This window comes from Bacillota bacterium (genome assembly GCA_013314855.1).
Taxonomy (GTDB): Bacteria; Bacillota; Clostridia; order Acetivibrionales; family DUMC01; genus Ch48.
On the sequence record JABUEW010000002.1, the window covers coordinates 58429 to 81084 of the forward strand.

Sequence of the window (22656 nt, forward strand, 5' to 3'; positions counted from 1 at the left end):
TGTGAATAAAATAAAATGGCCCATTGGTCAAGAGGCCTAAGACACCGCCCTCTCACGGCGGAAACAGGGGTTCGAATCCCCTATGGGTCACCATCAGAAGGTCACAATTACAACAGCAAAATAGCCAAGGTTAAATACCTTGGCTATTTTGCTGTTTTCAGCTAGTAGCTTACTTTATTAATCATTGTGTATTCCGGCATATACCCTCTATTCATATTTTGCCATAAAAGCCTTTATTTCTTCCATACTCTTTATGCCCGTGGATGCTCCTACTGCCATGACGCAGTGTGTACCAACAGCATTGGCAAATTTCCCGCATTCATAAAGGCTCCAACCTTTTGAAATTCCTGTTAAGAAGCCTGCAGCAAAAGAATCCCCCGCCCCTGTTGTATCAACAGGTTTTATATCGGTATATGTAGGTATCTTGTGTTTTTCCCCACCTGAATCTTTAATAAAACACCCATCTTTACCAAGCTTTACAACAGCTGTTTTGACTCCCATGGAAAGGAAAACGTCCGCAATATCTTCAGGTTCCTCTTTACCGCTTAGCTGGACTGCTTCTTCATAACTGGGCATAAACAAATCTATATATTCCATGCATGGTTCAAGAACTTTCATCCAACGTCCCTTTGAATCCCATGCAGTGTCCAGTGCTGTATATTTACCCATCTCCTTTGACTTTTTCAATACCCTGGCGCAAGGTTCCCCATCGAAGTTCGGCATTAACATAGTACCTGCAATAAATACTATCTTTGACTTTTCAATTATATTAAAATCTACATCAGTATCAGTAAATTCAGCATTTGCACCAAGACAATGCAAAAAAGACCTTTCACCGCCTGAATCCACCAACACCACTGAAGCTGATGTGCTGGAGTTTGGGCCAATCACCAGGCCATCTACATTTACTTTTTCTTCCTTGAGAGTATTATAAATAAATTTGCCGAATCCATCATTGCCAATCTTACCGATAACAGCCACATTAAGCCCTACTCTGGCCATGGCTATACCTGAATTTACAGCACACCCCCCGGTGTACAAGTCCAGTTGATCTACCAGATTAAGTTTTCCCCTTGCCGGCAACTTATCAACCGTCTTCGCTATTGCGTCTGCAACAAGTATTCCAACACATGCTACATCATACATTTTAAGCGCCCCCTATCCATGTTTTATTACTGCACAATACCTGCCAATTGTTTTATTTATATTCTATTTTACCATAAGCATTATTACAATGCATAGGCATTTATAGTTTAATTTTAGTTTACTTATATGGTATTTTGCATTTTAGCGGCATTTTTACGCCATCGTCTCCAGCATTTTCAGTGTCACACTGTACTTCAGCTCTTTACCCTCCACATAACGTATAAATTCTTCTACAATATAGCATCCCATCCTTTCAACTTCTCTGCCCATGCTGCCGGCTATGTGAGATGTGAGAATTACATTCTCCATTTTTCGAAGTTCACTGTCAAGTGCTGGAGGCTCAGGATCAGTCACGTCAAGAACAGCCGTCCTTGTGGGTACTGCTTTCAATGCCTCGATTAAATCCTTCTCTACTACCTGGGCGCCCCGTCCGGTATTTATAAATGTGGCGTTCGGCAGCATGTTGCTGAAATGCTCCCTATTGAGCATTCCTACTGTGGCTGGAAGGTTTGCTATGTGGTTTGATATTGTCTGGCATTGGGAGAAAATCTCAACCAGAGTGCATTTCCTCACTCCCAGTTTCTCTGCCCTTTCATCGGAAAGAAACGGATCGTATACCAGTACTTCGATGTTAAAATGCCTTAAAAGCTCTATGACCTTTGTTCCTATCATACCTGCCCCTAGTATTCCCACTTTGGCAAAATAATTGCCAGTGAACATCTCCGAATACTTCTTTGCTGAATGAAAATCCTTTTTTGTTTTGAGGGCATTCTGGAAAAAGCCCTTGTTTGCCAATAGGATCTGCGCCAGCGTATACTCGGCAACCGGTACTGCATTTGCTACCCATGCGCTTACTATGGTTATACCTTTACTAAGGAACGGGCGGGCAAAGTGTTGGACGCTACCTGCTGCATAGAACACTGCCTTCAGCTCGGGAAGGTATTGCTCAATTTCTTCTTCCGATAGCACAGGCATACCCCATGTCGAAAATACAACCTCCACGTCCTTGAGGTACTCTTTGTGATCCCCCAGGTTTTCCTTCGCAACCAACTCAGGGTATATTACTGCATATTTACTTATCTTACTTATACTTTCCCGGGTGTAGACCCTGTCTATCAATTCCCTGTTACGCCCTTGCGACATGAACACTGCTTTTACCATAGGATTCCTCCTATCTCAATAAATTATCCGGTTACACTTTTTCTGATATTGTTAATATAATGATAACATAACAAATCAAAGTATGTAAACTTTAGGCTATTAACTTTTATTACCATATTTTATTTTATATAATTTTAAAAGAAGGTTGCCTTCTCTAAATAAGTTGAATAACACTATCAAAGTTGTTATAATTTTTATAGGTAAATATTAAATAATTTCGATTATCTGGTAAGCAAACAATGTCATTTTAAGAAAAGGAGATGTGTTGCAAATGGAAATGAATGTTGGTGCAAAAGTGTGGTTTGTGCCCGATTGTTATTACCCTTCAACAAGCACTGGAAATCTTAAGAGTCATGAAGCTATATGCGTGCTGAACCCCGGAAAAAAGGATGCCAATATCGAAATAACCTTATACTTTGAAGACAGGGATTGTATGCGGGGTTTTAAAGCTGTTTGCAAGGCTGAAAGAACAAATCATATCAGGATGGATAAGTTAAAGAACGAAAATGGTGAAGGTGTACCCATGGATGTACCTTACGCAATGATGGTAATGAGTGATGTGGAAATAATTGCCCAGTATAGCAGAATGGATACCTCCCAGGCAGAGATGGCTTTAATGACAACAATGGCTTTCCCGTTCAAGTAAGAAGGCGAATTAATAGCAACAGGGGGACGCATTAAGCTCAAATAAAAAATGTGCGTCCCTATTTCTTTAAACTTCTCTACTTTTTTTGCAAATGCAATGGTCTTTCTTACTTCGGGACCAAAGGTATCCGTTCCTTCCTGGATATTCCATGGCCCTACTGAAAATTTAAACTGAGATTTCATATATAACCCGTACCTACTATTCCTGCTTTTATCTTCCTCATTCGGATTCCCCTTTAAATGAATGCGAGGCTTTAGGTTATAACCTCATGTTTTCATCAGAGTATTGATTGATTAGCCTTTATCGGAATAGCCCACGGCAGGCAGAAGAAACAGTCTGTACCTTGGGACAATGGTATCGTTTGCCTGGATGCAGAGATATCAATAAAGCTTTTATAAAAGCGGCATTTCAGTCATGCGGAGGTTTGTGCAGCCGTAAGGGATAAGCCGGAGTTCTTCTTCTTCATTGGAAACCCGATCCATTCCAGGGTAGGGGGCAGCACAACCGTTTTTCTTGTCCCAATCTACCTTTTTACCACGAACATGGGCTACTACCGGGGCTCCCCCGGGAGAAAAGGGACAGTCTCCTATAGGAAGTTCCTCAAACCGGATGCCGGATTCTGGATTATTTTTATCAAGACACAGGCCATAATTCCACGGTGTAGCAGGATATATTTCGTAATCACAGTGAGGAGGCTCGCGGCCTGGGATATCCCGGTTAATTCTTACCCAGCGTTCCGCAATGGGAAGCGAGTATACCAGAGGACCCCGGGTTACGGCATAGAGATTATTGGGCCGGCTTACAATACGGGGATGCATTGGGAAGTGAAGAGTAAAGGAGGTTTCCCCACTCCATACTTGCTCAAGACGGTAATAATCTCCATTCTTCAAGGAAATTGAGCGCCCCCCGATTTTTAGACAGGCACCTTCAGCCCATCCAGGCACTCTCAGCCATAGTGCAAATCCAGTCTCACGGTCAACCGTTACCTTAAAATCCAGGGATTCGCGGAAAGGGTACCCGGTATCTAGGGTTATAGAAACCTTTGCATTGTTTACTGAAGTTTTTACTGTACAGGGTGCGTAGATTGGAACAGCCAGTCCGTCCTGGCTTTGCATAAAAATAGACATGGCAAGCTTTGGCCAGGGTTGGCTGAGGTTTGCCGTGCAGCATCCATAATTTGGTTCAAGCCCGAATATGTTTGATTCTCCTCCGTTGGTGCGGTAAAAGCACATTTCTTAAATTTTGCAGCCATTTAATCAGTCCCACCGTTGGTACTATAACCTTCAAAGACAAAAGTATTACCGAATACAGCCCTACGGAATTGAGGAAAAGGATAGTATATTGTTTCCAAACACCTTATCTTTTTGGTGATACAGTAATAGAAAACATCAACTTCCCTTTTTCTATAAGAAATGTAAAACCTGATACCGAAAAGATAAATGAACTGTTTTCAATGTTTCATAGGTATGTTGTTTTCTGTAAAGTAGAGGATTATTTTATCAAAGTTGTTTACATCCCTTGAACTACTTACCTTTACAATATTCTCATCAATCTCTACACTTGAAACACCATCTATTTTGCAGTTTTACCGGTTAATACAAGCAATGTTTTACCAGTCTATATGAATGATGATAATGAAATTTTCATTTCCAGGGGCTTTATCTGGGAATTTCCTTATAGCGGAGGCATTGATTTGATAAAATGAGTTGGGAGATCCAAAAAATTAAGATAAAAGCTTTAATGTCAAATTATATCAATGCCACCACCCATTAAAGCTCCCTTTATATTTCTACATTATATCTCTACATGAATGAATAGAAAGTCGTTATAGATATCCGGCTGGGAGATGGCATCCTGTTATAAACATTACACTGAACCAAGCCTTCCACCCCATTAAAGTAAAGCCTTTCATGCTCCAGTTCCTCTATCCGGTCTATCTTACCCTGCAGATAGTCGTTAATTCTCGCTATGGCAGTATCAAGCCTCATAAGCAGTGCACCATACCTGAGATCAAGTATCTCCCATCCAGATGGTTTGTTGATCATCATCCATAAACTTCTGTGATATTCTCTTAAGTTCTTCACCCTTTTTATCAGTTCAGGTAGCTCTTTTTGGGCTAACTCCTCAAGTACCACGTTATTTTTATTTCTGTAGGCATTTGTTATCCTTATCCCCATTTCAGCCTTTAGTTCCAATACTAGACTTACTCTTCTCAAATACTCAAAAACAAAATTTAAATCCCCATTCCTTCCAGCATACACGCTTAGCTTTTTCGCTAAATCATTGTAATGACTGCTTAAGGGTAACCCCTCAATATTCTTGTCAAATAGGCCAAGGAGAACATCCTGCCACATAAGGTATTTACTCGTGTTCCTGTTATTAGTGTTGCCATTTTGGGTTCCAGGTACCTCGTCAATGTATTTAACGCTTATGAAGTCATCATAGTCTGTCCCCGTACAGAATTTGAACCTTTTCTTCAATTTCTCTTCATCCAGCACTTTGGAATACCCATGTTCGGCAAAAAGCTGTAACCCTACCATGTTGGTATATATATTGCACTCGGTAGTATCATCGCCCCATATTGTTGCAAATACCTCTTTTATTCCCTGCTTCTTGCAAGCGTTGAGTGCAGCATTTGTGTTAGCATAGGTTATACCATAATTAAGTGTGAAACCTGTCCAGCTCCATAGACCTCCTGCGAATATTGGATCAGACCCAAACTCCCTGTGCCTCTTTATCCACTCGTTGTAAAAATCCTCATCCGAGTGGTAGTAATCCCAGTAAACAAGCTGAACCCCTTTTGGTACCATGTCAATCACTTCTTTTGGTATAACAGAGTTTATGTCATAATAGTCCCCTGTTCTGGATGCTGCTCTGAAATACATGTCGCTCCATATCATCGGCTTCAACCCGTATTTTTCTGTTATCTTAAGCACATACGTAAGATGTTCGTTCATTATGTCAAATTTATTGCGATAGCCGTTTAACTTGAGGTAGTTTCCCTGTCCAAGTTTCCATGCTTCATCCATGCCTATATGGATCCTTTTTGTCCTAAAAGGTTCGCATGCTGCAGCTATCATTTTTTCAATAAACTCGTAAGTCTTTTCATAACCTACCAAGAGTGTATCGTCATCTTCTTTAATATCGTTGTAACATCCCCACTTTAAAACATCTATCAAATGTGCAAGTGTCTGTATGCACGGTATTACCTCAATTCCGAAAGCATAAGCATAGTCGTCTATCTCTTTCATCTCTTCATAGCTGTATTTTGATCTCATATATCCAAAATATGGTTGATCCTTTATCTCATAACTGTCTTCAGAGTACAGCATAAGCATATTCAGGCCCATGGCTGCCATATATCTGATTATCTTTTTTACATTATCAATATTTATTACGGCATTACCCTGTGATACATCGAACATAACACCATTCATAGTAAACTGAGGCTCTTCCTGTATCTCAAAAGTATCTGCTTCCTGGAAGGCTTCTATCAACAGTCCAAGAGCTCTGAAAAAATAAATTCTTTCTTTATACTTAATAACTGCAGACTTTCCCTTTTTTACAACACTTATAAGATTATTCTGAACCTTTTCTACATTAATCTCAAGACCTTCCGGGCATACTTCAAAACCAAACATGCCGGAAAATATTTCAATCCCTTTATTAAGACCAGAAATATCTCCTTTAAATGAAAGCTTCATTATAATCCCCCTAACTATTAATCCTGTATTAAAATTAATATTAGCATTAAAATAATAACCAAAGTACAGCAGCTGAACAATTGAACTAATATTTCCCGAATTCCCGCCCAGCCTCTACCATTGCAATCATATTTTCTTCCGGAGTCATCCTGGGAATCATTTCTCCACTGTTGAATATATATCCACCATTCCTGCCACCAGCTTCAATAATTCTTTTCGCCTCTTCCTTAACTTTTTCCGGAGTGCCATTCATCAGTACATTAATAGGGTCAATATTCCCTATCAAACATACTTTGTCTCCAACAGCCTGCTTTACGTCAGCTATATCAACGCCTGGTCCCACACTTAATGCACTGATACCTGTTTGAGCTTGGACTTTAATATGTTCAATTTTGTGCTCACTTGCATGGTAAAAGCTGTAGCCTCTACACCCTTATAAGCCATAATAACCCCTCCAAACCTAAATTTAGTACAACCATTATTAAACCAGGTACACCAAAATCCTAAAATTATATGTCATGGCCTTTCTTGTATGCACAGGTCTACAACTTGGAAACCCTGGGCGGATTATTCATCAAATCCTCAGGCATTATTTGAGCAGTTTTTTTCTCATCACCCGGTTTTCGCTTTCTTGTATACGGATATAACTCACATTTCTTATATTAGAACTTTAGTTAAAACTTTAGCTTCCATAGAGCTTTTAAGACTACCTGCTTATTTAACCTTTCTAGTTCGTGCTATAAACCAACGCTTATTAATTACTTAAATTTAATATTTTATTTGTTGCATAAAATAATAAGATAATTATATTATATTTGTTATACTATTATCTGTCAATGTGATTTTTTTATAGTTATGGTTGTGCAGCAATTTAGATTAACCCAAACTGCAGATGTGCTTTAGAAAATGCTGCAAATCATCAGCTTATAGACAATCATAGGCTTGTAGCCAGGTTTTATTGAGGAATTTGAGCTGCCACTCTAATTCTTATTTCATCAAGGTCATCACCTGATGCGTTAACTATTATTAACATCCTCTGGTAATTATATAGTCCATGGAAAGGGGAGATATTGCATAAGTAAAACAAAAGTCTTTTAGTTGAATAATTCTTCTTTACTCCTTTACACTGCCGCTTAAAATGCCCGCTATAAAATATTTCTGCAAGCATATAAATAGAACGTATATTATAAAGCTGGACACAACTGTTGCAGCCATGAGCTGGTTCCATATAATCTCTGCTTCATCCCTGAACATTGTAAGAGCTATTTGAACAGTTTTCATGCTGTCAGAGTTGGTCATTATAAGTGGCCATGTATATTCATTCCATGTTCCTGTAAATTTTAGTATACCCAGCGATGCCAGGATTGGTTTAGAAAGAGGCAGATATATTCTAACAAACGTCATAAACCTGCTGCACCCATCAATCCTGGCCGAATTATCAATATCTTGAGGAAAAGTTATATAAAACTGCCGGCAAAGAAAAACACCGAAAGAGCCGGCAATAAACGGTATTATAAGCCCGGCGTATGTGTTTATTAATCCCCTTCCGCCTATACCTAATATATTGTTCCCGCCTGCAAGGGGAAATCTTTTCATCATAATAAAAAGCGGGACCATTGTAACCTGGGGTGGAATCATCATACCTATGAGCAGCAGCACAAATAATAAATGTCTGCCCTTAAATTTGATGCGGGCAAAAACATATCCTGTCATGGAATTGATGAAAAGGCTTATAATAACTACAATTATAGTAATATATATACTGTTAAAGAAGTATCTGCCCCAAGAACCATTTGTCATTGCTTTAATATAGTTAATGAATTGGGGTTTTTGGGGAAATAACAACAACTCCGGCGAATATATCTCTTTCATTGTCTGAAGAGATGCCGAAATCATAATAAAAAACGGTATTCCTATGATAATGGTAAACAGCAATACCACAAGCCAGGTTAACAATTTATATATGGTGTCTTTCATTTCTGTTGTCAATCCTCCTGCTCTTTTCCTTCTCCAATGCGCATATTTAAAAGGGTAATTCCAAAAATAATTACCAAAAGTACTATGGACATTGCCGATGCATACCCCATTTTATACTCGCTAAAAGCGCGCATATATATTTGATGAACAATTGTCGTAGTGCTGTTGATTGGCCCCCCGCCAGTCATAATCCGTACCTGTTCAAAGGTTTTAAAGGATTCGATACAAGTTGTAACAAATATAAAAAAGGAAATTGGTGATACCATGGGTACGGTAATTTTGAATAGCATTGCAAATTGCGAAGCACCGTCAACTTTGCCTGCTTCATATAAGCTTGCAGGAATATTTGCAAGCCCTGCCAGGTAAATTATCATCACATATCCTATATTTTTCCAGATATTCATAATAATAAGGCATGGTAATGCCAGGTGTTCATCAAATAACCACTTTAAAGGTTGAAATCCTAAAGCTATAAGTATTTTGTTAAATATTCCCGTTGTAGGTTCGTACATATAAAGCCATACCATGGACACTGCAACCATGGAGGTCACATAAGGAAATATATAAAGCGCTCTTACCATATAAAATACTTTTGACATCCCGTTAACTGCAACTGCGGCAATAAAGCCAAAAACCATGAGAGGCACTACACTAAATGCTGCGTAAATTAAAGTATTCCATATGGAACGGAGAAAGTCCTTATCACTGAATAATTTAATATAGTTATTCAAGCCAACAAAATCCCTTGTTTTTCCAAGGTCGTAGTTTGTAAAACTATTTATAAAATTAGTAACTATAGGCACCAATACAAAAAGGATAAAAAAGGCAAAAAAGGGTGTTATCATGGCATATGCTTCTATATCATCGCTTCTGATTTTGATCTTTTTTTTGGTCATATGTGCATACCTGCACTTTAGTCCGGTGTAATTCCATGTTATGCCAAGTTTTCTTGATACACCCTTCATTGCCCTCTCCTTTTACTGTTTCATTTCTTTATATCTTATCATCTCTGCTTATATCTTATCATCTCTTTATGTCTTATCATTTTTTTATATCTTCCAGTAATTTGTTTTGTGCTTCATTTAAAGCCTCTTCAATTGATACCTTTGAATAAAGCACTTTTTGTACCATTTCATTCCTCAAGGTCTGGAACCTGGGAGACCAGGTAGTCCTGGGCATGCCTATACCAACCTCAACACATTCGGCCCTTACCGAATTGTATGGATCCAGCTTTGCGAATTCGTCAACAAGGGATTTCCTCGTAACAGGTATATTTAGCCTTTTACTGCGTTCAAGCACCTGTTCCTTCGTTAAAGCCATTTCAATGAATTTCCATGCCTCATCTCTATTTTTACATCCGGAGCCCATAAAGAGCATGTTACACCCACAGAATGATGCCTTCTTTTTGTTATACGGCGGTACAGCGATAGCCACTTTCTCTTTCAAATCGGCATCTTCCAGCATAGGCCGCAAAGCAACGTTATTTATCAGTGTCATGGCAGCATTTCCTTTAATAAAAGGATTTACTTCATTGCTGTTGTACGGGATATTTACTTCGTCAATAAAGCTCTTCAAAAACTCGAAAGCTTCTGCTTTTTCAGGTGTATTAATTATAGGCATGCCATCGTCATCAACATATTTACCGCCGTTGCCGAAAACAAAAACATCGAATTCAACAAAATTTCCTGCTGCCATTGGAAATGCAAAACCTGCCCGAGTTATCCTGTCACCTTCCTTTACAGTCAGAAGCCTGGCATAATCTCTTAGCTCATCCCATGTTCTTGGTGGTTTTTCGGGGTCAATGCCGGCTTCTTCAAACATATCCTTGCGATATGCAAAGACAAACGGTGTGGTAGAATATGCAAGACCATATATTTCGCCCTTATAGGTACCATTGGCAAGTACACTTTCCATTATATCGTCCTTGCCTTCCCATTTTGAATAGTAATCCGTAATAGGCTGATAATGACCTGCTTCAACCCTGTTTGCTACAGAAATAATACCATGCCCGATAATATCAGGACCTGCACCTCCTGCAAAAAGTGTGTTAAGTTTGGTTTCCATGGGTTCACCTATCGCAGCATCATCATATTGGATTTTGATATTTGGGTTCTTTAATTCGAATTCTTTGATAAGAGATTTCCAATAATCCGCTTCAGGTGTATCGTTACCTATACGTAAAAAGGTTAATGTTACTATATCTTTATTATAATTATTATCATTTTTGCTTCCACAAGAGGAAAAAAGTATTAAATTTGCTAAAACCATCATAATTACTAATGATACTGTTATTATTCTCTTTATTTTCTTCATTTTTTGTCCTCCTTCTCTTCTCTAAACGGATTTTCGGGGATAGTCCGGTAAAAACCATCCTTACTTACTCATCAATTTTGCTTATTACCACACAACAGACGGATGGCCGTGGATGTTAGGCAACCTGTTGGGCCGTACTAGTGCGCCGCCTTCTTCATAAGAAGTTATTGCAGCAAATGTATATTCCAGTGTTGCCAAAGCATCCCTGCCTGATGCCCTTATAAATTCCTTTGGCACCCCGTTCGTAATATCTTCAAGGAATGCATGGAGCCTTGTGGGGAAGGTTGAGTTAAAATCGGTAATTCCCGTATTGAAAACTTCAGGAGCCGGCGCTTCCTTCTCCCCAGGCTTTGGCGATGCCCAGAAGGTAAGTTTTTCAACACAGTTTTCAATACAAAAAGTGCCTTTTGTACCTGCCATTTCAAAGCTCCACCAGCCTCCCAGGCCAAACATCGCATCACCGCGCTGGGACAGTAAATATCCTACACTTCCGTTTTCAAAGCGGACATGTATGCTGTTGATAGAAAGCATCAGGTCATCTGCGCTTTTCCTTACACCGGGTTTATTCATAAATGCCTGTACATGCGTAATATCTCCGCAAAAATAGCGCATAACACTAAAAGGATGGGCAAGAAACGCCTTTACATGGGAATACGGGCGCTGCCACCTTGGGCTTCCTACTCCTCCATAAGTTGCCTCCCCGCCGTTAAAGCCCATTTTATGAAGGCAATATACCGGCTCACCAACTTTTCCCTCTTTTATATATTGTTTCGCTTTATCTGCCGGCTGGGTGAAATAGTGGTTTAAATTACATCCAAGGTAAACATCCTTTTCTGCCGCAAAGCGTACCATTTCCCTTGCTTCACTAATATCATTGGATATGGGTTTTTCTACCAGGACATGCTTTCCTGCATCAATAGCTTCCATAACAGGAACATAGTGCCAGCTGCCATTTTCATAACCGCTGGTGGTAACATCAATAATATCTAACTCAGGATGGGCTTTCAGCATTTCCTTCAAGCTGTAGTATGCCTTAACCCCATGCCTTTCAGCAGCAGCATCTGCCTTTTCTTTTATAATATCGCATACTGCCGTAAGCTCTGCGAGAGGGTCTTTGTTATAACACTCAGCATGGAGATTTCCTATGCCGCCCATTCCTACTATACCTATTTTTAGAGCCATATAAAATTCCCACCTTTCAAAATATAGTTAAAAATATATATATTGACTTCGTAAATAAATTTTTAATTCTAGGAAATAAATTTTAATTTTCTTCATTTTTACGAAATACTGTAGGTGAAACACCCACAACTTGCTTAAATTGCCGTGAAAAATTGCTTATATCACCAAATCCTGCACTCCTTGCAATCTCCGCAACAGGCATATTTGTTGTTTTAAGTTTTTCCATGGCCTTTGCAATTCTGTAATTACGCAAGTATTCAACAGGAGATAAACCCACTGCATTTTTAAATTGACGCGATATATAGTCAGGTGATAATTTGACCATGCTTGCCATTTCTTTCATTAAGAAATCCCGCTGGTAGTTCTCCTCCATAAACTTTAAAGCGTTATAAATATGAGGCAAGTACACTTTGTTATTTACATTTGTACCGGAATAATGGTTGCTGTATAGTCTTGAGTACAATACCAAAAAACTTACCAAAAGGCTTTTCATATTAAGTTCCCATCCAATACCGCGGTTAACCTGTTCCCACTTCATTTTTTCAAGGCAAAGTAAAACTTCACGCCTTTCAGCAAAATCCAAATGAAGTTTTTCCCATTTAGACTGCCGTTCGCCCAGTATCTGGCTCATACCGGGTAGTTTAACGATTTCTGAAGAAAATCCGTCTAAAGCCTCCATATAAAACAGGCAATTGTATAAATAGGTATGATGGGCGCTTATATATGCATGTACTTCACCGGGCCTTATGGTAAATAAATCGCCGGATGTAAGGATGGTTGTTTCATCATTGCATGAATGCATGGAAAAACCTTTGTCAATATAAACTATTTCAAAGAAGGAATGGCTGTGCAACCATACCTTGCCATGATGTTCCGTATCCATAATTGCAATAGGAAAGTCTCTATCTTCAAAATCCAGGATGTTTTCTTCTTTTCCCAAAACAGCCATTATCCTTCACTTGCTCCTTTTTCTTCTCTTTTCTCTTTTCTCTTTTTCTTTAACGTTTGTTAATAACTTAATAGTTTCCACTATCTCTTAACAGTTTCTACCTTAATGGGTAGCCCTGTTTTAATAGATTCTATAGCTGCATGAATTACACGGCTTGCCTCAAGGCCATGTTCACCGGAGCCATCAATATCTTCAGGCCTATCGCCCCTTGCCACTTGGTTTACAAAGCAGGTAATCCTATCGCGAAATGTATCATAGAAGTCACGGAATCCTCCAAATACAGGATTGGTGTAAACCTGCTTTACAAGGCTGTCAGCAGGATAAAGGACAGCCTCCCTCCACATATCCTCAAGTACTGCACGCCCTTTTGTACCTGCAACCTCGCAACGTTCCATCGGGTGTCCCCGCTTTATGTCATATGAGCTTGTCAAATGGCCAACAGCTCCATTCTTAAATTTAACGTTTATAGAAGCGGTTGACCAGATATCCCTGCCCGGTGCCTTGGTTGCAAAGCAGTGGACGGTATCAACATCACCGCCAAAATAGCGCATGATATCCACACTATGTGGGTTAAGGGCTTTGAGGTGATAATATTCGGAGTCAAAAGAGGGATCAAACCTTCCTATCCATAATGCCATATTTATAAACAGCAGGTGCCCCAAATGCCCTTCATCCTGCCACTGTTTTACAATGCGCGCTGCAGGAGTAAACCGATGGTTTAAGTTGATGGCAAAGCACCTGTTTAACCTTTTTGCCGTATCCACCATTATTTGTGCCTTTTCAAGGTCATTGCAAATAGGCTTTTCACATAATACGTGGCAACCTGCTTCAAGAGCCTGTATTGTGGGCAGATAATGATCACTTGAATATTCGAATCCTCCTGTAGTGACACTGCAGATATCCGGTTTTAATTCATTAAGCATTTTTTCCGCATCCGGATACCAGGGAACACCAAACTTTTTGCCGGCAGCTTCCGCCCTCTCCCGGATGATATCACAGACACCTACGAGTTCAACGTCTTTACACTCTGTATAAACACTTGCGTGGGTGTTTCCTATGTTACCCATTCCGATAACACATACTCTTAGCATTTATAGTCCTTCTTTCATTTTTATTGACCTTTATTTATATTAACATTGATATTCACTCGGATATTCACTCGCAATTATTCATAATTATTCCCGCTTCCGTCACAAAAACTAATCCTTTTTCTGGGCAAGCATAGCCTGAAGTTTTTTTGCAGCCTCAGGGTCGCCTATGTGAAGAGCATCATATGCCTGCTGTGATGTCTTAAAAGGCCCGCACCCTTTTCCATGCCAATCAAGATTGTTATACATGGGATTTTCCCTTCCGGTTTCCTTTTCACGTTTTGCTATATGTTGAAACATACGTTCCTCAAGCATCTTTACAACTCCAGGTTCTTTTTCAGCAACATTATTATTTTCTTCCGGGTCCTTAATTAAATTATAAAGCTCTACTTCAGGCTTGAAGTGGAAATCCGGCTCCAAGGCACGGATAAGTTTCCATTCGGGAGTTCTCCAACCATGCTTTCTCATCCATGTACATTCGGTGATATAGAATTCCGGTTCCGGCTCCCTATACTCACCCCTTGTTAAAGGCATAAGACTTCTTCCATCGAAACGAATACCGGTATCAATTCCCAGGATCTCCAAAATTGTAGGCATAATATCCTTAAGCTGGCAATAATCCGTATACCTCTTCCCTTCAGGAAGTTTTCCCGGGAAACGCAGCACCAAGGGGACAGTCAACGTACAATCATAAAGTCCGTGATGATCAAAGTAACAGTCATGGTCATAGAGAGTTTCCCCATGGTCGGATGTAATAACAACCAGGGTTTCGCCTTCAATGCCCAAAGCTTCCAGTTTGGTTAGGATATTCTGTATGCAGGCATCCATATAAGCAATTGCACCATCGTACTGGGCAATTATATAATCCTTATCGGTGCATCCCGGTGGGAACCAGGTCAAGAAATAGTCCCTGAAAGGCTTAAACTGATATACAGGTTCAAGGGATTTATTATTTGGGTCAAACTCATTTCCGCCATAGAATATTCTGTGAAATGGTTCTGGAGGAAGATATGGAGAATGAGGGTCCATGTGGCGCATAAAAAGGAAGAACGGTTTGTCTTCCTTTGCAAGGCGTTCCAATTCGGGAATAGCTACCTTGTTGAGATTTTCAGCTTTTGGTGAGCGTCCCTTTTCCCAGGAACCCCAGGCCTCATATTCAATATACTTGCCAAAGCCACGGGATGCAGGATTACCGCCAAATCCAATACATGTGGAATTGTACCCGTTTTCATTAAGTACCTCTGCCAGAGTTTTTATTCCATCTGCAATTCCGCCTTTATGTCTTAAAGCTACAATATTTGTTCCGAAGCAATCCATACCGGTAAGCATAGAGCCATAACCTGATGTAGTAGGTACACTAGGGCTAAAACAGTGCTCAAACACTATACCTCCCTGGGCATATTTATCTATATGGGGTGTAGTAAGGTGCTCATAGCCGTAAAGGCTCATATGGTCAGACCTTAGGCTGTCAATTCCGAATAACACTAAATTAGGTTTTTTAGCCATACTTATATCTCCTTTCATTTTATCTTGCTCCAAGTATTTTAAGACATGCATTCATATACCCATAACTTTCAGCCGCAATAATGGATGCAGCAATCATGTCCTGTCCAGGGCCGATAACTTCCAGGCAAACAGGCCCATCATATCCGGCATCCACCATTGCTTTAAAATAACCAAACAGGTTTATATCACCTCTGCCGCATGCTTGCAATGCAGGTTCACCCGGACTGGGACCCCGGCCTTTACAATCACGGATATGTATATGCTTTACCCTGCTTATTACTTGGGGCAGTGCTTCTTCCGGAAACTCTCCCGCACGGTAAATGTGACTTGGGTCCATGTCAATACCAAAAGCAGGACTTTTTATATAACCCATAGCTTTAAGCGTTGTAGGAGTATTATATATTGCTGCACCTACATGGGCTTTTACGCAAAGAGTAACACCGAATTCTTCAGCTTTTTCAGACATTTTTGCAATGGTGTCAAGGCTTGCTTTAAGACTCTCTTCATCGTCAGCTTTTCCTCCCGGCCCGATGTTAATAACCGGGATACCTATTTCCTTGGCTGCTTCAAATGCCTTCATAAGCCTGTCTTCGTCAAGGGAGGCTACCTCGGATGACAACATCATGAGTCCGAATTCTTCCATAACTGCCTTAATATCTTCCTTTTGTGCTTTCCAATTATCAAGGTTTAAATGCTCGCACATACCTTTAATAGCAGAAATCTCCAGACCATCATAACCTGCTGCTTTGATCGCTTTTGCCGCCTCTTTAAGAGAATACGCTTTGAAAAGTACAGTATTTACTCCAAGTTTTATCATCGTTCTCACCCTTTTGGGCATTCACTCCTTTCAAATTAAATTATTTATAATCCTTTCTTTATCCTTCCTTTTTTCCCTGAAACATAATGTCTTTTATTGAAATCCAACAACTGAGAGTATTTTATTAAAGATATTTAAAGAAAGGACAAAATTCAAATTTTTAATTAATATTATGCATCCATTAATAATGCCATCTTAATTATACAGCGAATAAAATTACTCTTCAATTAAATTACTTGATTTGTTCTAATATCGTTACGGAATATGCATAATCCATTATGTTTTTGCAAAATAATATTGAGAACTTATTATGGACAAAATACAAAGAAAATAGATAGTGATGTTGTCGAGTCTGACCATCCGGTAGTCCGGGAATCGGCAAATTACATTAAGTAACAAAGCGTTAAAGCTATAAAGTAATATAGCGTAATTAAATTTAGCTTATATGAACCGGGAGTACAAGGCTAAATAAGCTTTGTACTCCCGGTAGTTTAAAAATCATTGTCTCTCATCCAAAGGTATATATTTTTTAGGCGCAGCTACATTCCTGTAAGCAGGCCTTATTATTTTGCTTCCGTCAACCAGCTCTTCTATCCTGTGGGCACACCATCCAGCAACCCTGGCAATAGCAAAGATCGGTGCATATAATTCCACAGGAATATCCAGCATTTTATATACAAAGCCGGAATAAAAGTCTACATTTGCACACATGGGTTTATTTGTATTTTTAGCCTTGTGGAAAACTTTTGGCGATAATTTCTCAACCCTTTCAAAAAGTCTGAATTCTTCTTCAAAACCTTTTTCCATTGCAAGTTCTTCAGCTTTTTTCTTTAATATTACCGCCCTCGGGTCAGAAAGTGTATATACTGCATGGCCCATACCATAAATTAATCCTGATTTGTCAAAAGCCTCTTTATTAATAATCTTTTCCAGGTATCTTTCGAGTTCTTCTTCATCTTCCCAGTCTTTTACATTATTCTTAATGTCATCCATCATCATCATTACTTTTATGTTTGCTCCACCATGTTTTGGACCCTTAAGAGAACCTAAACCGGCAGCTATGGCAGAATAAGTATCTGTCCCTGTAGAGCTTACAACATGGATTGTAAAGGTTGAATTATTGCCTCCTCCATGTTCTGCATGGAGCACAAGGGCAAGGTCAAGAATTTCAGCTTCACTTTGTGTATATTTGCTATCAGGCCTTATCATATGCAGTATGTTCTCAGCAGTGCTTAAATGACGTTGTGGTTTATGAATATAAAGGCTTTTACCTTTGTAATAATGGGCCAGGGCTTGATATCCATAAGCTGCAAGAGTAGGAAACTGTGCTATTAACTCTATGCTTTGGCGTACCACATTGGTTATACAGGTATCATCGGGATTTTCGTCATAAGAATAAGCCGCAAGGACACTTCTTGCCAACTTGTTCATTATATCTTTACTAGGGGCTTTTAAAATCAAGTCTCGAGTGAATCCATTGGGGAGTTCTCTATGCTCCGCCAACAACCATTTGAATTCTTCGAGCTCCTCTCTTTTCGGAAGCTCTCCAAACAACAAAAGATAACAGCATTCTTCAAATCCGAATCTTTTTTCTTTTTGAAAACCCTCTACCATTTCGCTGATATCAATACCTCTATAAATAAGTTTCCCTTCAACAGGTATTTTTTTATTATCCTCCATCACATACGCGTGGACATCACCTATCTCAGTTAACCCAACAAGCACGCCTGTACCATCACTGTTTCTTAACCCAATTTTCACATTATGCTTCCCGTATAATTCAGGATCTATTCGATTGTTTTTTTCTGCCAAAGTAGCCAAATTATTTATGATGTTTTTAATTTTGACTTCATCTGTTAACTTATTATATACCATTAATTACTCCTCCTTCTATGTTTTTTCATCTTTATTACATTCATACTTTCCTTTTTTCATAAGATTAATTGTTGCATTTTTAACATGCTCTGTCGTAAGCCGTTCTGCCAATTCAGGTTCTCTTGCTGCTAAGGCCTGAAAAATAGCTTTATGCTCTTCAAAAGTTTTCTGTGATCTTCCCGGAATTTCTAAAGAAGCGCCTCTGGCTCGTTGGGCATAATGGTGGAAAGTGCTTAAAATATACATAAGCGGCCTGCTTTTACTGGCTCTGAATAGTATATCATGGAACCTTGAATCCAATTTGAGTAGATTGCTTGTGTTTCTACCTTTTAAAGTGTAAAACTCTTCAAGTTCCAGTATTTCTTTTAACTCTTCTAATTCCTCCTGCGTAATATTTTCTGCAGCCCATCTGGCAGCAAGCCCTTCTATCATCATTCGTATTGTATAAATATCTTCAATATCTTTGTTAGATATTCCCTGTACCACTACTCCTTTACCAGGTATAGATTTAACAAGGCCTTCGAGCTCAAGCTGTTTTAATGCCTCTCGTATTGGAGTTCTGCTTACGCCAAGTTCTTTAGACAGCTTTGTTTCTACTAAATAATCTCCGGGCTGGTACTTTCCGTTAATAATGTCGTTCTGAAGCCGCTTGAAAACCCTTGCACCAAGCGGATTCCCAGCATCACTGTCATCATTATATTCAATTTTAAGCATAATCGTCTCCTCCATTTATTAGCTCTTATTAGTTTTTATAGATTATTTATTTACCCTCACATTATTCATTCTGTTTTCTGGTGTAATTTAATAACCCTCCGGCAAGAATTATTTCTACCTGTCTTTCCGATAATGTAACTTTTACCTTAAACTTTCTGTCCTTTGTCTTGTTTAAAATAACCAGTTCAGACCCATTTTTTATCTGTTCCCTTGCATTTTCGAGAATAAGTTCATCGCCCATGTCGAGATTGTCATAATCCCCTTCATCTACGAAAGTCATAGGCAGTATACCTGAGTTTACGAGGTTTGCCATGTGTATCCTGGCAAAAGATTTAGCTATAACACCTTTTACTCCCAGGTATAAAGGCACCAGCGCTGCATGTTCACGGCTTGAGCCCTGTCCGTAGTTAGATCCTCCAACAATAAAGCCGCCCCCATTTTCCTTCGCCTTTTTTGGAAATTCAGGGTCACAAGGCGTTAAGCAATAATCTGCCAAATAAGGAATATTGGATCTAAAAGGAAGGAGTTTTGCATTTGAAGGCATAATATGGTCTGTAGTTATATTGTCTCCTACTTTTATCAGAACTTTGCCTTCAACTTTATCTGCAAGTTCTTTATTAATAGGGAAGGGTTTTATGTTTGGCCCCCTTACGACTTTAACATCTTTACCGTCCGGTGCAGGAGGTATAATCATATTGTCATTTATTAAAAATTTTTCTGGCATTGTTATTTTAGGTTCCTGCCCATACTCGCGCGGGTCGGTCAATACACCTGTTATTGCACTTACAGCAGCAACTTCAGGGCTCACAAGATATACTTTTGCTGATACTGTACCGCTTCTTCCTTCAAAATTCCTGTTAAAGGTACGCAAAGATACTGCATTTGATGCAGGTGCCTGCCCCATACCTATACATGGTCCACAAGCGGACTCTAATATCCTCGAGCCGGCAGCTACCATGTCAGCAAGTGCCCCATTTTGGGCAAGCATTGTTAATACCTGTTTTGAACCGGGAGATATAACAAGGCTTACATCAGGATGTACTTTCCTTCCTTTTAAAATTGAAGCCACTTTCATCATGTCAATATATGATGAGTTTGTACAGCTTCCTATAGCTACTTGGTCTACTTTTATTTTCCCTATATCCTTAACTTTAGCGACGTTATCCGGGCTGTGAGGCTGAGCAGCCATAGGTTCCAGTAGGTCCAAATCTATTTCCAGTTCCCCATGATATTCTGCGTCCTCATCCGCTTTAAGCTCTACCCAATCCTCTTCCCTGCCCTGGGCTTTCAGAAATTCCCTTGTAACCTCGTCGCTTGGGAATATTGATGTCGTAGCACCCAACTCCGCCCCCATATTTGTTATAGTGGCTCTTTCAGGGACAGTAAGAGTTTTGACCCCTTCCCCCGAATATTCAATAATTTTGCCTACACCACCTTTTACAGTAAGTATCCTCAATATTTCAAGAATAATATCTTTAGCGGATACCCAGGGTCTTAAAGAACCTTTTAAATTAACTCTGTAAACTTCAGGCATAGTCAGATAATATGCTCCTCCACCCATAGCCACTGCCACATCGAGCCCTCCTGCCCCTATAGCAAGCATACCCAATCCACCGGCTGTGGGTGTGTGGCTATCAGATCCCAAGAGGGTCATACCCGGCATACCGAACCTTTCAAGATGGACCTGGTGGCATATACCATTTCCCGGCTTTGAAAAGTATATCCCGTATTTAGCAGCAACCGTCTGGATAAATTTATGGTCATCCGCATTTTCGAAACCTGTCTGTAAAGTATTGTGATCTATATAAGCAACAGACTTTTTGGTCCTGACACGGGGAATTCCCATAGTCTCAAACTGTAAATATGCCATGGTCCCGGTAGAATCCTGGGTAAGAGTCTGGTCTATTCTTATGGCTATTTCTTTGCCCGGTGTCATTTCTCCACTTATTAAATGCTCTTTTATGATTTTTTGCGCTAAATTCAACTTCATTATCGTACCTCCTAGTCAAGAATGTCCGGCGCTAGTTCCTTGATTACCTCGACAAATTCGTCGTCACCAATTGCAGTAACACGCCCGTCTTCATATTGTTTGTCAATCCACTCCTTAATTTTAATAACCCTCTCATCTCTTTTATCAATTCTCTTGCTTCCGGATAAACCGAGAAAGGAGTTTATCCAGTAGGCTATCCCTGCAAGGCCTGAAAATTGGTTGATGGCAACTCCTGCAGGTCTTTTTAATAATAAGGTCGTATCAAATATATTGTATATTTCCTCATCTTTAAATATACCGTCTGCATGGATACCGGCCTGGGTTACATTAAAATGCCTTCCTACAAAAGGTGTCCTTTCCGGTATTTTGTAACCAATTTCTTTTTCATAGTATTCAGCAATTTCAGTTATAACAGTGGTATCCATACCATCTGTTGTCCCCCTTAGCTGGGCATACTCAATTACCATGGCTTCCAAAGGAGTGTTGCCTGTACGTTCTCCAATACCAAGGAATGAACAATTAACGCTTGAAGCTCCGTACAGCCAGGCTATAGCAGAATTGACCACAGCTTTATAAAAATCGTTATGCCCATGCCATTCAATCAGTTCACTAGGAAACCCTGCATGATGTGTAAGTCCGTATATAATTCCCGGTACCGACCTAGGCAGTGCTGCGCCCGGATATGGGACACCGTAACCCAAGGTATCACATGCCCGGATTTTTATCGGCATTTTTAATTCATCCATAAGATTTCTAAGTTCAATGGCAAAAGGAACAACAAATCCATAGAAATCTGCCCTTGTAATATCTTCAAAATGGCATCTGGGTTTTATTCCTGCATCAATAGCATCTTTTATTATATCAAGATAATGGTCAAGGGCTTGTTTTCTGCTCATATTAAGTTTTTTGAAAATATGGTAGTCGGAACAGCTTACTAAAATGCCACATTCCTTGACTCCCATTTCCTTTGCCAACTGAAAGTCTTTCTTGGTTGCTCTTATCCAGCCTGTTACCTCGGGATACTCATAACCTCTTTCCATACATTTGTAAACAGCCTGTTTATCTCTATTACTATATAAGAAAAATTCAGTCTGACGTATTATACCGTTAGGACCTCCCAATCTATGTAAAAAATCAAAAAGGGTTACTATTTGCTCAACAGTATATGGTGCTCTGGACTGCTGCCCATCTCTGAAAGTAGTATCCGTTATCCAGATTTCATCAGGAGGAAACATGGGGACTTTTCTATGGTTAAAAGTACACTTAGGTATTTCATGATAGGTAAATATGTCCCTATATAAGTTAGGCTCTGCCACATCTTGCAAAGAATACTTATATAAGGTTTGCTCCAGTGTGTTGGTTTTTTTATTAAATTTTATCACTATACTCCCCCCTTAACACTTATCAACGCCTGCACTAAAGTACAGGAGCTATACTTTCGACTAAAAGTCGACAAAAGTAAATTCAGACATCACGTAAACCCACCACTTTAAGTAGCGGGTAGTCGAATATTAAGTAGCTCCAAAAATGTATATGTGTATAATTGTATACAGGCAAATAAATCTTGTCAAGAGTTTTTTATGTTGAT

Annotated in this window: 19 protein-coding genes and 1 tRNA gene; 3 read left to right on the top strand and 17 right to left on the bottom strand. The window is 39.5% G+C overall.

The window, feature by feature from the left end; all coding sequences use genetic code 11:
• Window positions 1-17 precede the first annotated feature (17 nt).
• Window positions 18-93 (top strand) — tRNA-Glu (locus HPY74_00840).
• Between the two features lie 114 nt (window positions 94-207).
• Here the strand turns inward: HPY74_00840 and HPY74_00845 are convergent.
• Both HPY74_00845 and HPY74_00850 read right to left on the bottom strand, forming a co-directional pair.
• Window positions 208-1146 carry a carbohydrate kinase family protein gene (locus tag HPY74_00845; protein ID NSW89224.1) on the bottom strand — a complete coding sequence of 313 codons (939 nt, stop codon included), beginning with the start codon at window positions 1144-1146 and terminating at the stop codon, window positions 208-210.
• A gap of 153 nt (window positions 1147-1299) precedes the next feature.
• The gene (locus tag HPY74_00850; protein ID NSW89225.1) at window positions 1300-2307 is read right to left on the bottom strand and encodes a hydroxyacid dehydrogenase; all 1008 of its coding nucleotides are present in this window, start codon (window positions 2305-2307) and stop codon (window positions 1300-1302) included.
• 277 nt (window positions 2308-2584) lie between these two features.
• On the opposite strand from HPY74_00850, the gene HPY74_00855 reads away from it, so the two are divergent.
• Window positions 2585-2953 (top strand): hypothetical protein, encoded by a 369-nt coding sequence (locus HPY74_00855; protein NSW89226.1) that lies wholly within the window; start codon window positions 2585-2587, stop codon window positions 2951-2953.
• A gap of 392 nt (window positions 2954-3345) precedes the next feature.
• Here the strand turns inward: HPY74_00855 and HPY74_00860 are convergent, their stop codons facing one another.
• The gene (locus HPY74_00860) at window positions 3346-4185 is read right to left on the bottom strand and encodes a glycoside hydrolase family 127 protein (protein ID NSW89227.1); all 840 of its coding nucleotides are present in this window, start codon (window positions 4183-4185) and stop codon (window positions 3346-3348) included.
• On the opposite strand from HPY74_00860, the gene HPY74_00865 reads away from it, so the two are divergent.
• Window positions 4110-4475 carry an ATP-binding cassette domain-containing protein gene (locus tag HPY74_00865; protein NSW89228.1) on the top strand — a complete coding sequence of 122 codons (366 nt, stop codon included), beginning with the start codon at window positions 4110-4112 and terminating at the stop codon, window positions 4473-4475. The genes HPY74_00860 and HPY74_00865 overlap by 76 nt on opposite strands.
• 280 nt (window positions 4476-4755) lie before the next feature.
• On the opposite strand, the gene HPY74_00870 is transcribed toward HPY74_00865, so the two are convergent.
• From HPY74_00870 to HPY74_00935, 14 genes are all read right to left on the bottom strand, one after another.
• Window positions 4756-6657: a beta-N-acetylhexosaminidase gene (locus tag HPY74_00870; protein ID NSW89229.1), complete on the bottom strand. Its 1902-nt coding sequence runs from the start codon at window positions 6655-6657 to the stop codon at window positions 4756-4758.
• 85 nt (window positions 6658-6742) lie between these two features.
• Entirely contained in the window at window positions 6743-7048 is a 306-nt protein-coding gene (locus HPY74_00875; GenBank protein NSW89230.1) for a hypothetical protein, read from the bottom strand.
• Window positions 7049-7770: 722 nt separating this feature from the next.
• Complete coding sequence (locus tag HPY74_00880; GenBank protein ID NSW89231.1) at window positions 7771-8634, bottom strand: carbohydrate ABC transporter permease; 864 nt, start codon at window positions 8632-8634, stop codon at window positions 7771-7773.
• Window positions 8635-8642: 8 nt separating this feature from the next.
• On the bottom strand, window positions 8643-9530 hold the full coding sequence (locus HPY74_00885; protein ID NSW89232.1) for a sugar ABC transporter permease: 888 nt from the start codon (window positions 9528-9530) through the stop codon (window positions 8643-8645).
• A 145-nt stretch (window positions 9531-9675) separates the two neighbouring features.
• Window positions 9676-10947, bottom strand: coding sequence for an ABC transporter substrate-binding protein (locus tag HPY74_00890; protein ID NSW89233.1), 1272 nt, complete (start codon window positions 10945-10947; stop codon window positions 9676-9678).
• 84 nt (window positions 10948-11031) lie between these two features.
• Window positions 11032-12129 carry a Gfo/Idh/MocA family oxidoreductase gene (locus HPY74_00895; protein ID NSW89234.1) on the bottom strand — a complete coding sequence of 366 codons (1098 nt, stop codon included), beginning with the start codon at window positions 12127-12129 and terminating at the stop codon, window positions 11032-11034.
• Between the two features lie 82 nt (window positions 12130-12211).
• Entirely contained in the window at window positions 12212-13078 is an 867-nt protein-coding gene (locus HPY74_00900) for a helix-turn-helix transcriptional regulator (GenBank protein ID NSW89235.1), read from the bottom strand.
• An 80-nt stretch (window positions 13079-13158) separates the two neighbouring features.
• Window positions 13159-14169, bottom strand: a complete 1011-nt coding sequence (locus HPY74_00905) for a Gfo/Idh/MocA family oxidoreductase (protein NSW89236.1) — start codon at window positions 14167-14169, stop codon at window positions 13159-13161.
• A gap of 108 nt (window positions 14170-14277) precedes the next feature.
• Complete coding sequence (locus HPY74_00910; protein NSW89237.1) at window positions 14278-15672, bottom strand: sulfatase; 1395 nt, start codon at window positions 15670-15672, stop codon at window positions 14278-14280.
• Window positions 15673-15691: 19 nt separating this feature from the next.
• Entirely contained in the window at window positions 15692-16489 is a 798-nt protein-coding gene (locus HPY74_00915; GenBank protein NSW89238.1) for a sugar phosphate isomerase/epimerase, read from the bottom strand.
• Window positions 16490-16987: 498 nt separating this feature from the next.
• Window positions 16988-18364, bottom strand: a complete 1377-nt coding sequence (locus tag HPY74_00920) for a citrate/2-methylcitrate synthase (GenBank protein NSW89239.1) — start codon at window positions 18362-18364, stop codon at window positions 16988-16990.
• Window positions 18365-18379: 15 nt separating this feature from the next.
• Window positions 18380-19078 (bottom strand): GntR family transcriptional regulator, encoded by a 699-nt coding sequence (locus tag HPY74_00925; protein NSW89240.1) that lies wholly within the window; start codon window positions 19076-19078, stop codon window positions 18380-18382.
• Window positions 19079-19139: 61 nt separating this feature from the next.
• Window positions 19140-21068, bottom strand: a complete 1929-nt coding sequence (locus HPY74_00930; protein ID NSW89241.1) for an aconitate hydratase — start codon at window positions 21066-21068, stop codon at window positions 19140-19142.
• 11 nt (window positions 21069-21079) lie between these two features.
• The gene (locus tag HPY74_00935; GenBank protein ID NSW89242.1) at window positions 21080-22450 is read right to left on the bottom strand and encodes a 2-isopropylmalate synthase; all 1371 of its coding nucleotides are present in this window, start codon (window positions 22448-22450) and stop codon (window positions 21080-21082) included.
• Between the last annotated feature and the right edge of the window lie 206 nt (window positions 22451-22656).